Raw genomic sequence first — 18613 nt, forward strand, 5'->3', positions numbered from 1 at the left:
CCGTGTGGCTTGTTTGCGGTAATAGCGACGGCAGTACGGCGCGCCCTGTCATCGGCACTGCGCTGGTTTGTGAATAGACGAGCATCATCGGGTTTTTCATCGTTTCCGCACCGGAGCCATCATGAGCATCAGCAGCATCGCCAGTTCCGGAATGCAGGTCGCCGCGCTGCGTCAGCAGGTGGCCGCCAGCAATGTGGCACGCCAGCCGGTGGACGGCAGTCCACGTCAGGCCGTTGCAGCCAGTACGCAGGCCAATGCCGGCGTGGCGGCCAGCGTGGTCGATGCCGCCTCCGATCCATCGGCACCTGCCACCGATCTGGTCGAAGGCCTCTCGGCACGCAACGACTTCCAGGCCAACGCCACTGCACTACGGCGCTCCGACGAGATGCTGGGCAGCTTGCTGGATGTGCTGACCTGAGAGCCTGGATTGACGAAGGCCGGTTGTCGATCTAGTGCATTAGGTGCACGGCCTTCGCCGTGATGCCGCATCTGGCTGCACCTGAAACCGGATTTACGTTCTGCATTTCGTGGAGTCAGCGAATTGATGGCTGCTGCTTATGCCGGTATCGATAACTGCAGTTGTCTTGTCTGCGGGTGTTAGGACCGTGCGGGCAGCTCGCAAGCGTAGAGCGGCTGATCTGTTACCCGGCTGCCGGGCCCTTGCCCGCCCACCATCGCGGGACACGCCGCAAGTACGTCCTTGTAGGCTCTTACGCGGCATCCATGCCGCGTAAGGTCCCGCGACGGTAGGCGGGCAAGGACCAGTCGAGATGGTCGGCGCGCAAGGTCGCGAGCAAAACATGACGTGTGTTGTTTGGAGCGTCGCCTCCGATCAGCCTTCCAATGCACCCCGAGCAACAAGCAGATTTTTGCCAAATCACCGACCAACTCTCTGGTGCGGTGTCCTCGCCGGTTGCGGGACCGTATGGCGGCATGGATGCCGAAACCGCGCCCCCAGCGAAAGGTTCACGGCGTGTCCCACGAGCGGCGAGGGCACCGCGCGCTCGACCAATCAGGCTTTTGACTTAGAGCGTCACGCTGAAGCCGTTGTACTCACTGTCGCTCACTTTCCGTCGGCACCCAACACCTGCGCCGCATCCACGATATCCACGCCCTGCAGCTGTCCCAGCCAGTTGTCGAACCAGGGCTTGTGCATGGCACCGACCACTGCCAGCACTTTTGCGCCGGGTTGTTCGGCAAAGCTGGCGCGCACGTTGGACACCATGCGCAGGTTGCGGATTTCCCAGCCGGACATGTAGCGGTAGCCGTAGTGCTGCGGCGAGCCCTCGCTCAATGCGGCGCGAAAATCCACCGCGATGGCCAGTTGCTGGCTGGCCGGCAGGTTGATCGCGCGATAGAGCTCCAGCAACTTGCCTCGACTTGCCAACTGGTCCTCGTGCTCACGCATGGCGCGCGCCCGCGGCGCGGCCTTGTCCCAGGCGGCCTGGATCGCCTTGCCGTACGCCGCCGGGTCGCCCAGGTCCACGTTGTCGCCGGTGTGATCGTCGGCCGGGTGGACGCGCTGCAGGCCAAGACGCGCCGCCAATCGCGCGGCGATCTGGTAACTCTCGTTGGGGCGCTGTTCCATGCTGCGCAGTCGCGCCACCAGCGCCGCATCCAGGCCATCGCCGCTGCGCTGTTCTGCCGGCGCAAGCTGCAGCCATTGCACCAGCGCAGAAGGCGGCTCGCCCGAGGCCAGAAACAGCGCAGCCAGGTGCCGACGCTGTGCCGGTGTGGGCGCACTGGGCAAGCTGCGGAGCGCTACACGGACCTGGCCGAGAGCGGCGGGAACGTCCAGCCCGGTGGCACGTGCTGCCTCGCCGGTGTCGGGGCAATAGGTCGTGGTGTCCTCGGGCAGATAGACGGCAGGATGGCGCCGCATCAGGTCGCAGGTTTCGCCCGACAGGTCCTCGGTGGTGATGATGGTCGGCGCGTACGCGGCCAGCCGGTCCATCAGCGGTTGCAGGCGCGCTGCACGGATGTCGCTGCCCTTGGGCAACTGCGACAGGTGCACGCTGCCAAGCACCAGCACCTGGGTGCGCGGCGCGGCCATCTCGGCATCCAGCTGCGACAGGTCCACCTGCGCCTGCGCGAGGCAGGGCACGATCAGGGCCAGCCACAGCCAGCAATGTGCCGGACGTTGCAACTGCCTGGCGGACGCGCTGCCGGCATCGAAAAACCGCGCTGCGGCGCGGGCACTGTGTGCGATGCGCGATGGGGATGGCTGCATGACGTTCCTTGTGGGTGGGCGTGGATTGCGCGGCGGTCTGGCGACAGTGCCGCCTGCGTCTGTGCAGCCAGTGTGGCTGCCACCGCAGATACCGGCGTGGCCAGAAAGTCACGTGGCTAAATGGCAGGGGTGGCGACTGGCAGGCGCTGTGCGTCGCCGCGATGGCTGCGCAGCAACAGCTGCTTGTGTGCGGATTTCCGCATACGCGCCAGACAGCTGCCACAAGACGCAAGCCGCGCCGTCGCGCACGATGTGGATGAGATCAACCGAGGGCGCGACGATGGACCGCAGAAGCTTTTTGCGTCAGGGCATGGCGGCAACCGCGGCGGTGGGCGCAGGTGCCGCACTCGCGATGCTGGGCACGCCGCACACCCCGGCGACGTTGCCGCCACCGGCACTGCCGCGTCTTGAGGCGCTGCCATCGGCCGCGCATGTCGGCAGCACGCTTTGCCGCTTTCGGCATCTGCAGCAGGACTGGACCGTCTACGAGCACCTCGACAGCCCGCAGGGCCAGCTGACGCTGTGGACCGACAGCGGCATGCTGCGCCTGGACAAACGCACCGAGCCGGCCTATCCGGCCGAGGGCAAGCCGTACTTCGGGATGTCGCTGGCCGAGGTGGCGATGGCGCAGGCCGATCTGCTCGCCGACCGCCTGCTGCGCGATGGCGACCCGGACGAGGCGCAGGTGCGCGATGTCGCGCCGCCGCCGGCCTCGCTGCTCGACCCCAAGGACAATGGCGGGCGCTGGCCGTGGACCACCTTCGTCGGCACGCGCGAAAGCCTGGACACCATGCCGATCCTGCCCAACGGCCGCAGCCGCACCTCGCGGCCGGAACATGCCTTCGCCGAGCTGGGCGAAGAGGCGTTGATCAAACGGCGCGAGGAGGGCTTGCTGGGTGGCTGGATGCCGGCGGTGCGCAAGGTCATGCGGCGCGAAGGCGAGGATGATGGCTGGTACGACGTACTGGTGTTTGCCGATGTGCGTGCCAGCGATCGCTTCGTGGTGCAGACCTGGCATCGCACGATGCACGTACGCGGCGGCGAGATCGTCGGCGTGCATTACACCCACAGCTATCCGGCGTTTGCGCCGTCGCGCAAGCCGGCCACCGCCGAGCAGTTCTATGCGGGGTTGATCGATTTCGCCGCGTACTGGCAACAGGCCCTGGACGGCACGGTGCAGGCACAGCTGCCCGATGCCAGCTGGAACGACATGGCGCAATTCGCGTTCGCGCGCGAGCTGGTGGTGCGCCCCGGTGGCGACTATCCGAAGTACGGTGCGGTAGAGCGCGACTACTACGGCAACGAGTACGACGGTTTCCAGGACACCTTCACCAGCTCGTTCTACGCCAATCTGGAATGGGGCCGCTTCGCGCAGGCCGCCGCGGTACTGGACAACTACTTCGACGACTTCGTGCAGGACGATGGCCTGCCGAACATGCGCGGGCCGGAGGTCGGGCAGTTCGGGCTGACCCTGTCGCTGCTGGCGCGCTATCTGCGCTACACCGGCGATGCGACGCGGCTGCGCCGCCTGCTGCCCAAGATCGCCGCCACCGCGCAGCTGCTGTGCGAGCTGCACGACCAGGCGCTGGCATTACCGCGCAGCGCGCATGGCCATGGCCTGCTGCACGGCTGGAACGAATCCGATGCCTGCCTGTTTCCCGACCCGTCGCTGTGGTGGAAACCGTATTACGCCAACAGCGCGCTGACGATACGCGGCTGGGAAGACATCGCCCAGGTCTGGAGCACGCTCGGTGGCGATGCCGGCCTGGCCACGCAATGGCAGCGTCGCGCCAGGCAGTTGCGTGCACGGCTGGAAACCAGCCTGCGCGCCAACGTGCGTCGTGAGCTGTCGCCGCCGTATGTCGGCCCGTTGCCGGGCACCACACTGACGTTTCGCCAATCGTTGCTGCAGGAAAAGCCCAGCGAGCAGCAATGGCCGCACCGCGCGTATGCGGAATTGCTGCAGGCCGATGTCCTGCCCGACGACCTGGCCAACCTGGTGATCGATTGCCTGCGCGGCCATGGCGGCACCAGCATCGGCGTGGTGGCCAACATCGCACCGCCGGAGCCGGGCAGCCGCGATCTGCTCGGCTTCATTTCCTACGGCTATGCGCAACAGCTGCTGCGGCTGGACCGCATCGAAGAGTATCTGTTGTTCGTCTATGCGCATCGCTACCAGGTGCATACCCGCGGCAGCTGGACCGCCGGCGAGGTCAGCGGCATCACCGGTGGCATGCCGCTGTTCTGCATCCCTGCGCAGATGACCATCCCGTTGCTGCTGCGCTGGATGCTGGTCAGCGACGACAGCGCAGGCGAGCAGGTGTTCCTTGCGCGTGCGCTGCCGCGCGCGTGGCTGGGCAGTGGCGCTACGATCGGCATCACGGCTGCGCCCACACGCTGGGGCAAGCTCACGCTGACACTGCGCACCGACGTGGCGGCACGCCGCATCGATGCCGAAGTGCAACTGCCGGAGCGGTCCCCAAGGTGCACCTGGCTGAGCCTGCGTGTGCCCGAGGGCAGCACGCTCACGCGCGTGCTCGTGGACGGCAAGCCGGCGCGTGCGCAGGGCCCGCATGCAGATCGCGTGGCGTTGCCCGGCAGCGCAGCGGCAGTGAAGGTGCAGGCCTGGTACGGGTGATGGACCATTGCCGCGACGACCATGCCGGCCTCGTCGCCTCATCGTGGTCGTCATCAACCACGGCGGCCTCGACCGGCGATCGCTGAAGCGGTGTTGCCGTCTGCCGTGTCCTGGGTTGCCGCATGCATAGGTTTGCTCGACGCCTGGGATCGACCGTCATCGCACATGGTTGCGAGCGATGCATCGCCTCGGGTGTATCGCCATCGTTTTGCGCGTGATGTCCACCTGCGGGTATCGCTGCAGGGCGCAACGCCACCGCATGCCCGTTCATTTGCAAACCATGCTGTTTTCCGCATGCGCTGTCGCCAAATGCGACAAGACGTGGCGCGTGCGCACAGGCACATTGTGACCAGCTGATGAAACTGGAGCGCATGGGCGCCTCCGGTGCGGAACCAACACCCTTTTTGACAACACGCGCTGCTGCGTGACCCTGCGTGGTCGTGCGCGTCGCAGGTTGTCTGCATGTCTGCAGCACAGCGCTGGCGAGAAGTTTCGCTGCGTGCGCGTCTGCCATCCATCTTGCCCTGCGCTGGCGTCCGCCGGCACGGGTGTGTGTTGCCCATCGTTTGTCTGCCATACGAATCAGGAGCCTTGCATGCCGATGCCGCTGTTGCCTTTCTCCCGGACCTCCGGCACGCCCACGCGCCCGGTGCCGAGCATGCTCAGCGCCGCGTTGCTGGTTGCGCTGTCTGCAGGCGTCAGCGCACCGGTGTCTGCGCAGCAGGCCGGCGGCAGTAGTGATGCGCCGCAAACGCTGGACAGCGTGGTCGTCACCGGCTCGCGTCTGCGCCGCGTGGATACCGAAACCGCCAACCCGGTGGTCACCGTCAGCCAGGAACAGATCGCCGCGACCGGCAAGGCCACGGTGGGCGATCTGCTGCAGGAGCTGCCGTCGATCGCCGGCAACGCCACCAATCCGTATACCAACAACGGCGGCGGCACCGGTGCGTCGGCCATTTCGCTGCGCGGTCTGGGCGACAAGCGCACCTTGGTGCTGGTCAACGGTATTCGACTGGCCTACAACGACGTCAACGCGATTCCGTCCAGTATGATCGAGCGCATCGAAGTGCTCAGCGACGGTGCCTCCGCGGTGTATGGCTCCGACGCTATCGGTGGCGTGGTCAATTTCATCCTGCGCAGCCAGTTCGACGGTGTGCAGTTCAGCAGCGACTTCGGCACCAGCAGCGAAGGCGACGGCAACCGGCGCAACTTCACCCTGACCACCGGCAAGACCTGGGAGCGTGGCAGCCTGATCGGCGGCCTGTCGTACCACAACATCGATCCAGTCTCGGCAGCGGCGCGCGACTATTCCAAGGACGCGCTTGCGTTGACCAACGGGCAACCGGTGAAGCAGGGCTCGTCCGCAACGCCGACCGGTACCGTGAATTTCAACGATGGCTCGGATCAGTCCACGCAGCTTGCGCAGGCCAACGGCTGCGGGCGTGTCACCCTCAACAGCGGCGTGAGCGGTCGCGCCGGCCCGGGCGATTTCCACTGTTACAACGCCAGCGCCGACTCCTACAACTACCAGCCGTTCAACCTGTTGCAGACCCCGCAGAAGCGCACCAATGCGTTTTTGCTGGGCACCTATCGCTTCACCGACAACGTCGAGGGCTACGTCAACACCTGGTTCAGTAAAACCGAATCCGCCTCGATCATTGCGCCGATTCCGATCTTCTCCAACGGCGACAACATCCTGGTGTCGTCGCAGAGTTACTACAACCCGTTCGGGGTGAACTTCGGCACCGATCGCAGCACCGGCACCTCCTACAACGACCTCAACACGCGCGCCACCGTGTTGGGCAATCGCAGCTATCAATACAACACCTACAACTTCCAGATCAGCCCCGGTTTGCGCGGCCGCTTCGGCGACAGTTCCTGGCAGTGGGATGCTACCTTCAACTACGGCAAGGTCAAACAGAAGTCGATCAACAACGGCTTTCTCGACTATGCCGCGTTCAATCAGGCCATCGGTCCCTCGTTCCTGGACAGCGATGGCGTGGTCAAGTGCGGCAGTGCAGGCGCGGCGATCGCCGGCTGCACACCGCTGAACTTCTTCAACCTCAACGACAGCGCCAACCTGTCCAACCTGCAGGGCATGGTGGTCAACCCCATCGTGACCAGCGTCTATACCGTCAAGCAATTCGAGGCCAATGCCAACGGTTCGCTGTTCGAACTGCCGGCCGGCACGGTCAGCCTGGCGACCGGCGTCTCCTATCGCAAGGAGCGTTCGACCACCGCCTCCGACCCGCTATGGACCGGCGATGAAGACGGCCTGTGCGGGGTGATCGAATTCTGTTCGTCCACCCTGGCCGGCAGTTTCGACGTCAAGGAGGCCTATGCAGAAGCGCTGTTTCCGCTGCTGAAGGACCTGCCCGGCATCAACGCCTTGAACATCACGCTGGGCACGCGCTTTTCCGACTTCAGCTCGGTCGGCAGCAAGACCAACAGCAAGGTGTCGCTGGAATATCGCCCGATCGAGAACCTGCTGATCCGCGGCACGGTGTCGGAGGTGTTCCGCGCGCCCAACATCAACGAGCTGTATGCCGGCGTGGCCGGCGATGCGGCCACCGTCAACGACCCGTGCAATGGCTATACCGGCGGCAATAGCGTGGCCTGCGCCAATGTGCCCACCGACGGCAGCTACCAGCAATCCGATGGCCAGGTGTCGGGCAAGGTGTCCGGCGCGGCAGTGGCGGGGTACCAGCTCAAGCCGGAAACTGGCAAGTCCTACGACGTGGGGCTGGTGTACGACCCGCAGTGGATCGATGGCCTGTCGCTGAGCGCGGACTGGTGGCGCATCGATCTGGAAGACACCATCACCACGGTGTCGGCGCAGACCGTGCTCAATCAATGCTTCGCCAACCCGGCCAGCTCCTTTTGCGCGTTGATCCATCGCAACGGCAACGGCACCATCAATTACATTGCCGAACCCACCGTCAACCTGGGTAAGCTGTGGGCCAAGGGCATGGACTTCAATCTGACCTACCGCGCGCCGCCCACCGCATGGGGCAATCTCAGCGCCGGGCTCAACGGCACCTATCTCACCCGTTACGACGTGCTGCCCGATACCACCGACCCCAGCTCGGTCACCATCCACAACGTCGGCCGCTACACCCAGGCCTACGGCAATTTCCCGCGCTGGCGTGCGCTGGGCACGGTGAACTGGGCGTTGGACGACTGGAGCGCCACCTGGCGCATCCGCTACGTGGGCCACACCGCCATCGGCAATTCGGATCCGGACCAGAGCCTGTCCGCCGATTCCAGCGAGCCGATGGTGGTGCGCAAGATCGGCGCCTACGTCTACAACAACCTGCAGCTCGGCTACAACGTCGAACCGTGGCACACGCGCTTCGAAGTGGGCGTGGACAATATCGCCAACAAGCAGCCGCCGTTGTATTACTCCAACAACGTCGGCAACGCCAATACCGATGTGGCCACCTACGATCTGCTGGGTCGGTTCTACTGGGCGCGTGCCACGGTGAAGTTCTGATCGGGCCGCTGTATCGCGGTGGCCTGCGCCCAGATGCCATCGGTCGCGGGCGTCATGTGTGTGTACGCGCGAGTTACCGCGACTGCGCAGTTGTTGTTGTAACGGCGCGCGCGGTCTGCACGCGCCGACAGGAGCTAAGCTGAGCCCATGACCGAGACGTACCCGAGCGAGTTGCCCAACGACCATGCGCCGAGCTTGTCGCGGCGCCGTTTTCTGGCCTGGAGCAGCCTGGCGGTTGCGGCGGGTTTCCTGCGCTTTCCGGCCCAGGCCAGCGCCGCACAACCCGGCAGCGTGCGCGCCGTGCCGCTGGCGCAGGTGCGGCTCACGCCGTCGTTGTTCCTGGACGCGCTGCACACCAATCGACGTTACCTGATGCGGCTGGAGCCGGACCGGCTGTTGCACAACTTCGTACTGTACGCCGGCCTCGATCCCAAGGCGCCTGCATACGGCGGCTGGGAGGCGGACACCATCGCCGGGCATACGCTCGGTCACTATCTCAGCGCATTGGCACTGATGCATGCGCAGACCGGCGATGCGCAATGCCGCACGCGCGCCGGGTACCTGGTCGCAGAGCTGGCACGCTGCCAGGCGCATGCAGGCGATGGCTACGTCGCCGGGTTCACCCGCAAGAACGCCGCAGGGAAGATCGAAAGCGGCCGCGTGGTGTTCGATGAACTCAGGCGCGGCAAGATCGACCCGGCGCCGTTCTACCTCAACGGCAGCTGGGCACCGCTGTACACCTGGCACAAGTTGTTTGCCGGCCTGCTCGACGTGCACGCGCATTGCGACAATGCGCAGGCGCTGCAGGTGGCGGTGGGCCTGGCCGGCTATCTGCAAGGCATCTTCGCCGCGCTCGACGCCGCGCAGCTGCAGAAGGTGCTGTCGTGCGAATTCGGTGGCCTCAACGAATCCTTCGTCGAGCTGCATGTGCGGACCGGCGATGCGCAATGGCTGGCACTGGCGCAGCGCCTGCACCACCACGCCGTGCTGGATCCGCTTATCGCCCAACGCGACGAGCTGGTGCACCAGCATTCCAACACCAACATCCCCAAGCTGATCGGCCTGGCACGCGAGTACGAAGTCACCGGCGATGCAGCATCCGGCGCGGCAGCGCGCTTCTTCTGGCACACCGTCACCAACCACCATACCTACGTGATCGGCGGCAATGGCGACCGCGAGTATTTCCAGCAGCCGGATAGCATTTCGAAGTTTGTCACCGAGCAGACCTGCGAGCACTGCGCCAGCTACAACATGCTCAAGCTCACCCGGCACCTTTACCAATGGGGCCCGCAGGCCGAGTTCTTCGATTACTACGAGCGCACGCTGCTCAATCACGTAATGGCGCAGCAGCATCCGCGCACCGGCATGTTCACTTACATGACACCGATGCTGGCCGGCGAAGCGCGCGCCTGGTCCTCGCCGTTCGACGATTTCTGGTGCTGCGTCGGCAGCGGCATGGAGGCGCATGCCCAGTTCGGCGATTCGATCTACTGGCAGGACGGGCAGGGCGTCTACGTCAATCTGTATGTGCCCTCCAGCGTGCACGATGCCGCCGGGCTGGACATGACCCTGCGCAGCACGATGCCGGAGCAGGGCAGCGCCTCGCTACGCATCGACGCCGCGCCGGCCGAGCAACGCATGCTCGCACTGCGCGTGCCCGGTTGGGCGCAGTCGCCGAAGCTGCAGCTCAACGGCCAGCCGGTCGATTCCACCGTCAACGAGGGCTACCTGCGCATCGCCCGGGTCTGGCGCGCCGGCGACACGCTCACGCTGTCGTTCGAGATGCCGCTGCGCCTGGAAACCACACCGGACGACCCGGCCTGGGTCTCGGTGCTGCGCGGGCCGCTGGTGCTGGCGGCCGACCTGGGCGATGCCGCAAAACCCTGGTCGGGCAAGACCCCGGCATTGATCGGAGGCGATGACATCCTGCAGCGCCTGCAGCCGGTGCCAGGCAAAACAGCGTTCGACTACAGCGACGGCGCACAGCACTGGCGGTTCTCCCCGTTCTACGCCCAGTTCGATCGCCGCAGCGCGCCCTACCTGGAGCATCGCGATGCCGCCGCATGGCAGCAGCATCAAGCCGAGCAGGCCGCAGCAGACGCGAAACAACAGGCGTTGGACACGCGCGCACTGGACCGCATCGCCCTGGGCGATGCAGCCTCTGAAAAAGCCCACGGCCTGCACAGCGAAAGCTCCTACGCACTGAGCTACCGCCGCCGCGCCGGCCGCGACGCCCGCACTGGCGGTTTCATCGCCTTCACCCTGCGCAACACCGCGAAGGCCCGCATCCTGCGCCTACGCTACTGGGGCGACGAAACCCGCCGCCGCTTCCGCATCCTCGCCGACGGCGAACTCATCGCCAACGAACGCCTGGCCGGCAACCGCGGCCTGGACTTCGTCGACGTGGATTACGCCTTGCCTGCAGCAGTCGCCGGCCGCGCCACCCTGCAGATCCGTATCGAACCGGAGACTGGCTATTCCGCTGGGCCCGCGTTTGGGTGTTGGCTATTGGAGTCGGCGTGAATGCCGCAGCAAGTGCATCCCAGGGTGCGACGGGATTCTTGCGATGTATCAAAAAAGTAGCCAACAACTAAACAAATCCTGGAGGTGTCCAAAAAACTAAGCGAAAAGATCAGTCACGCCCTCTTCTTTCACTGCAAAATAGGGGTGTTCTGTATAAAATGGCTTCAGAGCCATTTTTAATTAAATTTTCCATGTGGTTATTCGGCTTTCTAGTTTTTAATTATTTTTATGAAATTGATGTCATTGTTAAATTGCATAACAATGGCGTTATTTTCCGTGCATATGCAAAAAAACACCGAGTCTGAGCTTTGAGAGTCAGGGGTCGCGGTCAATTTTATGACTTGGTTCACCTTATTTCCACTTATTGCGGCGGAAATATCATCCATGATGCGAAATGAAAGATAGTTCTGAAGTTTGGTGGTTTCTTCGGCATTTCCGTAGTGAAAGTCTCGAACAAGGAACGGTCTGATCTCAATCTCAAGGTCGCGAAAGTTATGCTGAAGAACTTGAATATTTGAAAATTCAAGATCAGGAAGCCAGCTGAAATGGTTTTTTATAGCAGCTTCACAGGATTTTTCATCCTCCAGTGAGGCAATAAAAGCATAGGCTGAATAGTCTCTAATGTTTCCGCTAAAAGATGCAATCCCCGAGAGGAATCCGTCCAATCTAGAAACACTTTTTTCAATATCAAATTCGCGCATTTTTTTATCCTGGGCAATTTCCGCCACAAATGTTCCTATATGACGACTCAAGTTTTGCAAGAGTCGCTGATAATATTGCAATTCGTGTGGAGTGTCCTTTATAACTTGCGGAGCGCGGATTCAAGTCGGTTCGCCTCCACGAAATTTGTGCCCGCAACACTTTAATTGCGTGAGCGAGCTTCTTGCATGCTTCATCACCGCCAAATGGATCTGGAGTAAAGTGAAGGGCCGCGTTTTCTTGATAGTGATCATAGGGGGCTGGGCCAGCGGCGAGTCCACTTTCAGACAACGCTCCAAGCTGTTCATCTAACCAGTTTCCAGCAGACTGTGCTGCCCTTTGACATGCACCGGTGACGTAGCAAGTGCCAACTGCCACTGTCGCTCCGACAATTGCACAACCACCCCAGCCAATTCCAGGTATTAAGCATGCGCCAGCAGCAATCGGATTTTGGCCAGTTGGGTCCATTAAACTCAAAGGTTGCCCGGCAACATAACCATATGTATTGATGCCACCGTCTAGCCCAATCGGATCACTCTGCCCATACCGCCCGGTAGCGGCCTCGTAATCTCGGAAGTAATTCTGATTCAACCCACTCGCTGCATCAAACCGCTGCCCCGGGAAGCGCATATCCAACACCAGCGCCGCACCATCTCCATCAGGATCCTGATTCGGCGCGGTATTACCGAAGGCTTCGCCCTTCAAGCTCCATGTCCATACCGCTACATCGCGGGTTGGGTCGATCACCACGCGTGGGCTGCCCAGGTGATCGGGTTCGATGTAGTGCAGCTTGTTTGCGTTAGCCAGCAAGCCTACCGGTAGGTCGTCCAGCAAGATTGCCTGTTGTTTGGGCACACCGTTGTTGTCGTAGTCGCCCAGCCAGTGGCCGGCTTCATCGTAGAGCGTGTAGGTGTTGGTTGTGCCCAGGAAGCGACGTACCTGCTCGCCACGCCCGTTGTAGCGGTAGTTCATCACCAGCGCGCCTGCACGCTTGGCCATGCTCATGCGGCCGGCGGCGTCGTAGGAGAACTCCCTCGCTTTGCCGCCGATCGTCAGCGTATTTCCCGTTTTATCGTAAGTGCGCGCCACGCTAGCTACCGAACTGAGACGATGGTTGGTCGTTGGATAGGTGTAAGCCTGTGTCACGCTGCCGACCTTGGCGCTGAGGCGATTGCCGGTGGCGTCGTAGCTGTAGCCGTCAATGACGGTTCCGGTGACACCATCGGTGAGGGCGGTGAGGCGGCCTAGGCTGTCGTAGCCCAGACCGATTTCCGGCGTGGGGTTGCCTGCTGGGGTGAGCGCGGTGAGACTGCCCACCGGGTCGAAGCCGAAGCCCACTTCCAGCCCACCTGGGCGGGTGTCCTGGATGGCCTGCGGGCGGTAATCCAGATCGTACTGGCGGGCGAGGCTGCGGCCATTGCCGTAGATCCAGCCGGCGGCCGGGCCGAACGGGTAGTAGCTGGCATTGCCCAGCAGCACCTGCCGGCCGCCTCCAGCCGGGGTAACGCCGACTTCGGTGGTCTGGCCTTGCGCGTTACGCACGTAATCGACCACCGCGCCGTCCGGATAGGTCATGCGCCGCAGCTGGCCGCCGACGGTGTAGTCGTAGCGCAGCACTAATGTCTTGCCGTTGCTGGTCTGCACTTTGCGGGTTACATCGCCAAACGCGTTGTAGCAGTACTCGGTGGTCCCACTGCCATCGCTCATGCGAGCCAGGCGGCCAATGAGAAATGCTTCGCCAGGCGCGCAGACGGTGGGCACGATATCGTAGGTGTAATTGATATCCAGGCCATCGGTTGGCTTTGGATAGGTCAGCTTGGTCAGGCGATTGAGCGCGTCATAGCCGTAAGTCGTAATAACCCCGCGTGCATCAGTCTGATTGGCACGGTTGCCGGCGCTGTCGTAGGTGTAAGCGGTTACGCCGGTGTCTGGACTTGCCAGTTTTGTCAGGTCGCCGAATCCATTGTACTCGTACGTGGTGCCCAACCCCTTCGGATCGGTGACCTTGGCTAGGTTGCCTTGGTAGTCATAGACAAACTTGGTTTCGGCCTTGATGCCGTTAGCATCCTGCAACGTGCGTGAGAGCCTATTTAGCGGGTCATAATCGCTCAGTGCGGCGGTGCCCAGGGCGTCGTTCACTGCGATGGTGTTGCCTTTCGCATCATAAGCAAAGTCAGTCGGATCACTTGCAGCTGTTGCCTGCGTCTTGAGTTGTCCAAGCTGGTTATACATGCGTGACAATGTACGCTTCAGCGTTCCGGCGGCATCTCTGGTGTCTTCCTTGATCCGGTTGCCGGCGTTGTCCAAGGTGTAGTGGAGCGTGTTGCCGGCATTGTCGGCAATATCGGTCAGGCGATGCGCACCGTCATACGTAAAAGCAGCGAATGCGCCGTCAGGCTGCGTAACTTGCTTGATCAAGCCGGTGGGCCAGTAGTCGATGCGGGTGATACGGTCGTCCAAGTCGCTCGCTGCATTGGCTCCGCGCACTTTGGTTGCGGTCAACCAGCCGCGACGGTGGTAGCTGTAATCGGTAATGTTACCGTTTGCATCCTTGATGGAAAGCGGACGGCCTGCGCCATTGTAGGCGAGATACTCAGTCACCTGTCCAAGTGCATTTGTGGCTTTCCAAAGATCGCCTTTGCGGTGCGGGCAAGTTGTGGGCGCTCCAGCGCACGAACTATCGTCGCTTCCGTAGTAGGTGTAGGCAGTCGTATCCGGTACATCTGTGCGGGCGCCATCGGACATTGTGATCAGCCCCAGGATAGTGCAGCCACCCGCATCGAGAGCTGCTTGTTCGCAGTATTCATTGCGTAAGGTTCTCACTACACCGGTGACAGCGTCTGTTTGTGTCCGGACAATTTGCTGGCCACGTCCATTGTAGGTAAGAACGGTGGACTGGCGTAACTTGCCTTTGGGGTCGTAAATCCGGTGTTCGAGCAGTGCGTTTTTGGCAACATCGCGAACGAACTCCTCGCGTTGTTGCTGTGCGGTCCCCGCAGCCGTGACGATTGCGGATAGATATGTCGGCTGGTACTCGTACTTCGTGACGGTTCCCGCACGATCGGTTTTCGATTGCAAGCGTCCGTCGGTAAGGTAAGTATTCTTGTCGCTGCCAGCTTCACTGGCGAGGTTCTCCAGCGATCGATACAGGCCGGATCCTGCACTGAATATCTTCTTTTCGCCAAGTGCATAGGTCACGCTGGTTGTCGTCGAGCTATCGTAGCTAAGCGAGACGGCGTCCACCTGTTCGCTTCCTGACTCCAAAGCACTACCAATGACGCGGCCATAGGGTTCGTAATTAAACGTGCCGTAGCGACGCCCATCTTCCGATGTTATGCCGGTGAGGTGATGTATCAATTTAGGGTCGGCAAGACCTTGCTCGTGATAGTGATAGCGCTTTACGCTGCCATCGCCATAATCTGCTGCGGTAAGATTTGAGTCGCGATCATATTCATAACTGATCAGGCTGCCATCGGGAAGTGTGATCGACCGAAGGCGATCAAGTGCGTAGTTGAATTGGATCTTTCTGCCGGACGCATCGGTCGCCGAAGTCAATTGTTCTTCGATGTAAGAGAGTGTGACGTCATTAGAAGGGGTTGCCGCATTTCGTACGGATAGCAGCGCACCGTTGCGGTTGAAGTCCCGAGTCTCACCAGAAGCCTCGAAGAGCCGATACTGCGCCTATGGCGTATTTAGATAAATCATAATGCGATTCGAGTTTGCTCCTCGATAAATGTTTCCATCTACTTTGACGAAGTTTTCGTAGTTCCCCTCCGCATCTATCAAGACGGGAGAGTACGTGTCCGTTGAGACCATATAGTCGCTGTAGCTATGCGACCAGCCAACCGCAAAAGGATTGTCGCGATCGTGGAATTGAGCGAGTGAGTGGTAGTACCTGGAAAAGGGTTTTCCCGCGAACATGAAGTCGGTTTCGGTCCGCGTCTTGTCGCCAGTGGTGGGGTGACAGGGGTTTGCGGTGGAGCAACTCGATACCTGGCTCGCTCTGGCGGACATGAACGAGAAATCCGCGCTAGATCCGCACATCAGCGCCTGCGGAAGCTCGCTATCGGTCCAGCCGCCGCCGAAGTTGGGGGAAAGTCCGGACTCACACGAAATCAGGCGTCGCTTGTAGATCGACCAATTGAGCTTTCCCTTCGTCACTGCGCCGTTAGATGCGGTGCAGGTGGTCTCGCTGCTGAAGTCTTTTTGACCGTAGCGGATGGCATTTCCGCTCAAGCCGAGGTTGGTGGTGTTGTAGTCGCGGGTTGTTTTTCCGAGGTCGAGGCTGCATCCACTTTTGATGCGAGTACGAAGATGCGCTAACGCAGCGCTAATCAGTTCACCCTCGTTCGTGCAATATGTCGAATAATTTGGATCCTGCGGCGCGGCACAGCCAGGATTGCCTTGGCCGTGGACACCCATGTCAACCGTATAGATCGGATCGGCAATTTGTTTCGCTGGACGGTCCAAAACGTCGTAACGGAGCGAAAGCTGCCCCGTAAGCGGATTGGTCACAGATGTGAATGTGTGTTGGAGATACTGTCCGACGCCGGCGTATCGCGTGCTGGCCGCCAACGCTGCCAGTGCCTCCACCTGAGTCGGATAGCATCCTCCCGAGATGCAGAATTCGGCGGGTGGCAACGCCTGCGCGCGAACTGGCTCGATTGGAACTGATGCAATATAGGCGATCGAACACACTACCACTCTCGCCATGACGATGGGCAGCTTGACAAGACACCAGTGCAATGCGGAATTGTTTCCCTGGGAAACCTTATCCATGCAATCTTCCTTTGATACGAGCCTTTAAGTCTCCTGTCGGCTTGGCCGGCGGGAGTACTTCCTGTTTGACGCAACGATCCATGCAGTCGCGTCGGAGCCTACGCTCTCGTTCTCACAGCGTCCAGTGCTGGAGCAGAGTAGGCGGCAGCCATTCGTCAGAACTAGGCTATTCAGCGGTGAGATTTGGTCCTGGAGCGATTGGCGAGACAGATGATTTTTAAAGGCCCATGAAGATACTCAAATACAAAGACCGGCCATCAGGCCGGTCTTTGTTTGCATATCACCGCTGCTGATTAAGATTAAGCAGACAACTCCAACAACAACTTATTCAACCGCCGCACATACGCCGCAGGATCCTTGAGGCTGTCGCCCGCCGCCAGTGCCGCCTGGTCGAACAGCACCCGGCTCAGATCGCCGAAGCGGTCCATGTCGGCTTCCGCATCCAGCTTTTCGATCAGCGGGTGAGCCGGGTTGAACTCGAACACCGGCTTGGTTTCCGGCACGGCCTGGCCGCTGGCTTCCAGCAGCTGACGCATCTGCAAGCCCAGGTCGCCCTGGCCAATGGCCAGGATCGCCGGGGAATCGGTCAGGCGGTGCGAGACGCGTACTTCGGCCACGTCCTCGCCCAGGGCGGCCTTGATGCGCGAGGCCAGGCCTTCCTTGGATTTGGCGACTTCTTCCTGCGCCTTCTTGTCTTCTTCCGAATCCAGCTTACCCAGGTCCAGGTCGCCGCGCGCCACGTCCACGAACGACTTGCCGTCGAATTCGGTGAGGTAGCTCATCAACCATTCGTCGATGCGGTCGGTGAGCAGCAGCACTTCGATGCCTTTCTTGCGGAACACTTCCAGATGCGGGCTGTCCTTGATCTGCGCGTAGCTTTCGCCGGTGAGGTAGTACAGCTTGTCCTGGCCCTCGGCCAGACGACGCACGTAATCGGCCAGGCCCACGCTCTGCGCGCCGGTGGTGTCGTGCGTGGAGGAGAAGCGCAGCAGACCGGCAATCTTTTCGCGGTTGGCGTAATCCTCGGCCGGGCCTTCCTTCAGCGCCTGGCCGAAGTTGCGCCAGAACGTCGCATAGTCGTCCGGCTTGTCCTTGGCCAGCTTCTCCAGCATGTCCAGCGAGCGCTTGGTCAGCGCCGACTTCATCGAGTCCACCACCGGGCCGGACTGCAGGATCTCGCGCGACACATTGAGCGACAGGTCGGACGAATCCACCACGCCCTTGATGAAACGCAGGTACAGCGGCAGGAACTGCTCGGCCTGGTCCATGATGAAAACGCGCTGCACGTACAGCTTCAGGCCCTTGGCCGAATCGCGGTGATACAGGTCGAACGGGGCGCGGCCGGGCACGAACAGCAGCGAGGTGTATTCCAGCTTGCCTTCGACCTTGTTGTGGCTCCACGCCAGCGGGTTACCGGCATCGTGCGCGACGTGCTTGTAGAACTCCTGGTATTCTTCGTCCTTGATCTCGGACTTGGGCCGCGTCCACAGCGCGCTGGCGCGGTTGACCGCTTCCCACTCCGGCTCGGCGGGCGCGTCGGCCTGTTCGCCGTGGTGCTCCTTGCGCATCTCGATCGGCAGGCCGATGTGGTCGGAGTATTTCTTGAGGATGCCGCGCAGCGTCCAGCCGTCGGCAAAGCCGTCTTCGCCGTCCTTCAGGTGCAGCACGATGCGGGTGCCGCGCTCGGGCTTGTCGACGCTGGCGACCTCGAACTCGCCTTCGCCACGCGAAGACCAGTGCACACCCTCGTTGGCGGGCAGGCCGGCGCGACGCGAGTACACGTCGACCTGGTCGGCGACGATGAAGGCGCTGTAGAAGCCCACGCCGAACTGGCCGATCAGGTTGGCGTCCTTCTTTTGGTCGCCGCTGAGGTGCTTGAGGAAGTCGGCAGTGCCGGACTTGGCGATGGTGCCCAGATGCGAGACCGCATCCTCGCGGCTCATGCCGATGCCGTTGTCGTCGATGGTGACGGTGCGCGCGTCCTTGTCGTAGTCCACGCGGATGCGCAGCGCGCCGCCGCCTTCCAGCAGCTCCGGCTTCACCAGTGCCTCGAAACGCAGCTTGTCGGCGGCGTCGGCGGCATTGGAGACCAGCTCGCGCAGGAAGATTTCCTTGTTCGAGTACAACGAGTGGATCATCAGCTGCAGCAGCTGCTTGACCTCGGTCTGGAAGCCAAGCGTCTGCTTGTCGGTATCAACGGTCATTGGGGTCGTGCTCCATGGTGGCCCAGGCCGCAACGCGGCCGATGGCC

At 61.8% G+C, this 18613-nt stretch carries 7 protein-coding genes and 1 pseudogene; 4 read left to right on the forward strand and 4 right to left on the reverse strand.

Translation table 11 applies throughout. The features are described from left to right. Positions 1-121: 121 nt before the first annotated feature. Entirely contained in the window at positions 122-418 is a 297-nt protein-coding gene (locus tag FHT08_RS06270; protein WP_104606462.1) for a hypothetical protein, read from the forward strand. Positions 419-1063: 645 nt separating this feature from the next. Here the strand turns inward: FHT08_RS06270 and FHT08_RS06275 are convergent. Next, entirely contained in the window at positions 1064-2230 is a 1167-nt protein-coding gene (locus tag FHT08_RS06275) for a DUF5694 domain-containing protein (protein WP_243848951.1), read from the reverse strand. Positions 2231-2510: 280 nt separating this feature from the next. Here FHT08_RS06275 and FHT08_RS06280 point away from each other — a divergent pair, with 280 nt between their 5' ends. The 3 genes from FHT08_RS06280 to FHT08_RS06290 all read left to right on the forward strand — a co-directional run bounded on the left by FHT08_RS06280 (position 2511) and on the right by FHT08_RS06290 (position 10884). Further along, complete coding sequence (locus tag FHT08_RS06280) at positions 2511-4868, forward strand: Tat pathway signal protein (protein ID WP_166774576.1); 2358 nt, start codon at positions 2511-2513, stop codon at positions 4866-4868. A 595-nt stretch (positions 4869-5463) separates the two neighbouring features. Further along, a complete protein-coding gene (locus FHT08_RS06285; protein WP_166774577.1) occupies positions 5464-8361 on the forward strand; it encodes a TonB-dependent receptor in 2898 nt (965 codons plus the stop codon). 147 nt (positions 8362-8508) lie between these two features. Further along, entirely contained in the window at positions 8509-10884 is a 2376-nt protein-coding gene (locus FHT08_RS06290; RefSeq protein ID WP_166774578.1) for a glycoside hydrolase family 127 protein, read from the forward strand. A gap of 209 nt (positions 10885-11093) precedes the next feature. Here the strand turns inward: FHT08_RS06290 and FHT08_RS06295 are convergent, their stop codons facing one another. The 3 genes and pseudogenes from FHT08_RS06295 to htpG form a co-directional block, all read right to left on the reverse strand. After that, entirely contained in the window at positions 11094-11585 is a 492-nt protein-coding gene (locus FHT08_RS06295; RefSeq protein ID WP_166774579.1) for a hypothetical protein, read from the reverse strand. A 4-nt stretch (positions 11586-11589) separates the two neighbouring features. After that, a pseudogene (locus tag FHT08_RS06300) lies at positions 11590-16362 on the reverse strand (RHS repeat-associated core domain-containing protein). Positions 16363-16661: 299 nt separating this feature from the next. Next, positions 16662-18566, reverse strand: coding sequence for a molecular chaperone HtpG (gene htpG, locus FHT08_RS06310; RefSeq protein ID WP_166774581.1), 1905 nt, complete (start codon positions 18564-18566; stop codon positions 16662-16664). Between the last annotated feature and the right edge of the window lie 47 nt (positions 18567-18613).

Source organism: Xanthomonas sp. CFBP 8151 (genome assembly GCF_011761885.1).
GTDB lineage: Bacteria > Pseudomonadota > Gammaproteobacteria > Xanthomonadales > Xanthomonadaceae > Xanthomonas > Xanthomonas arboricola_B.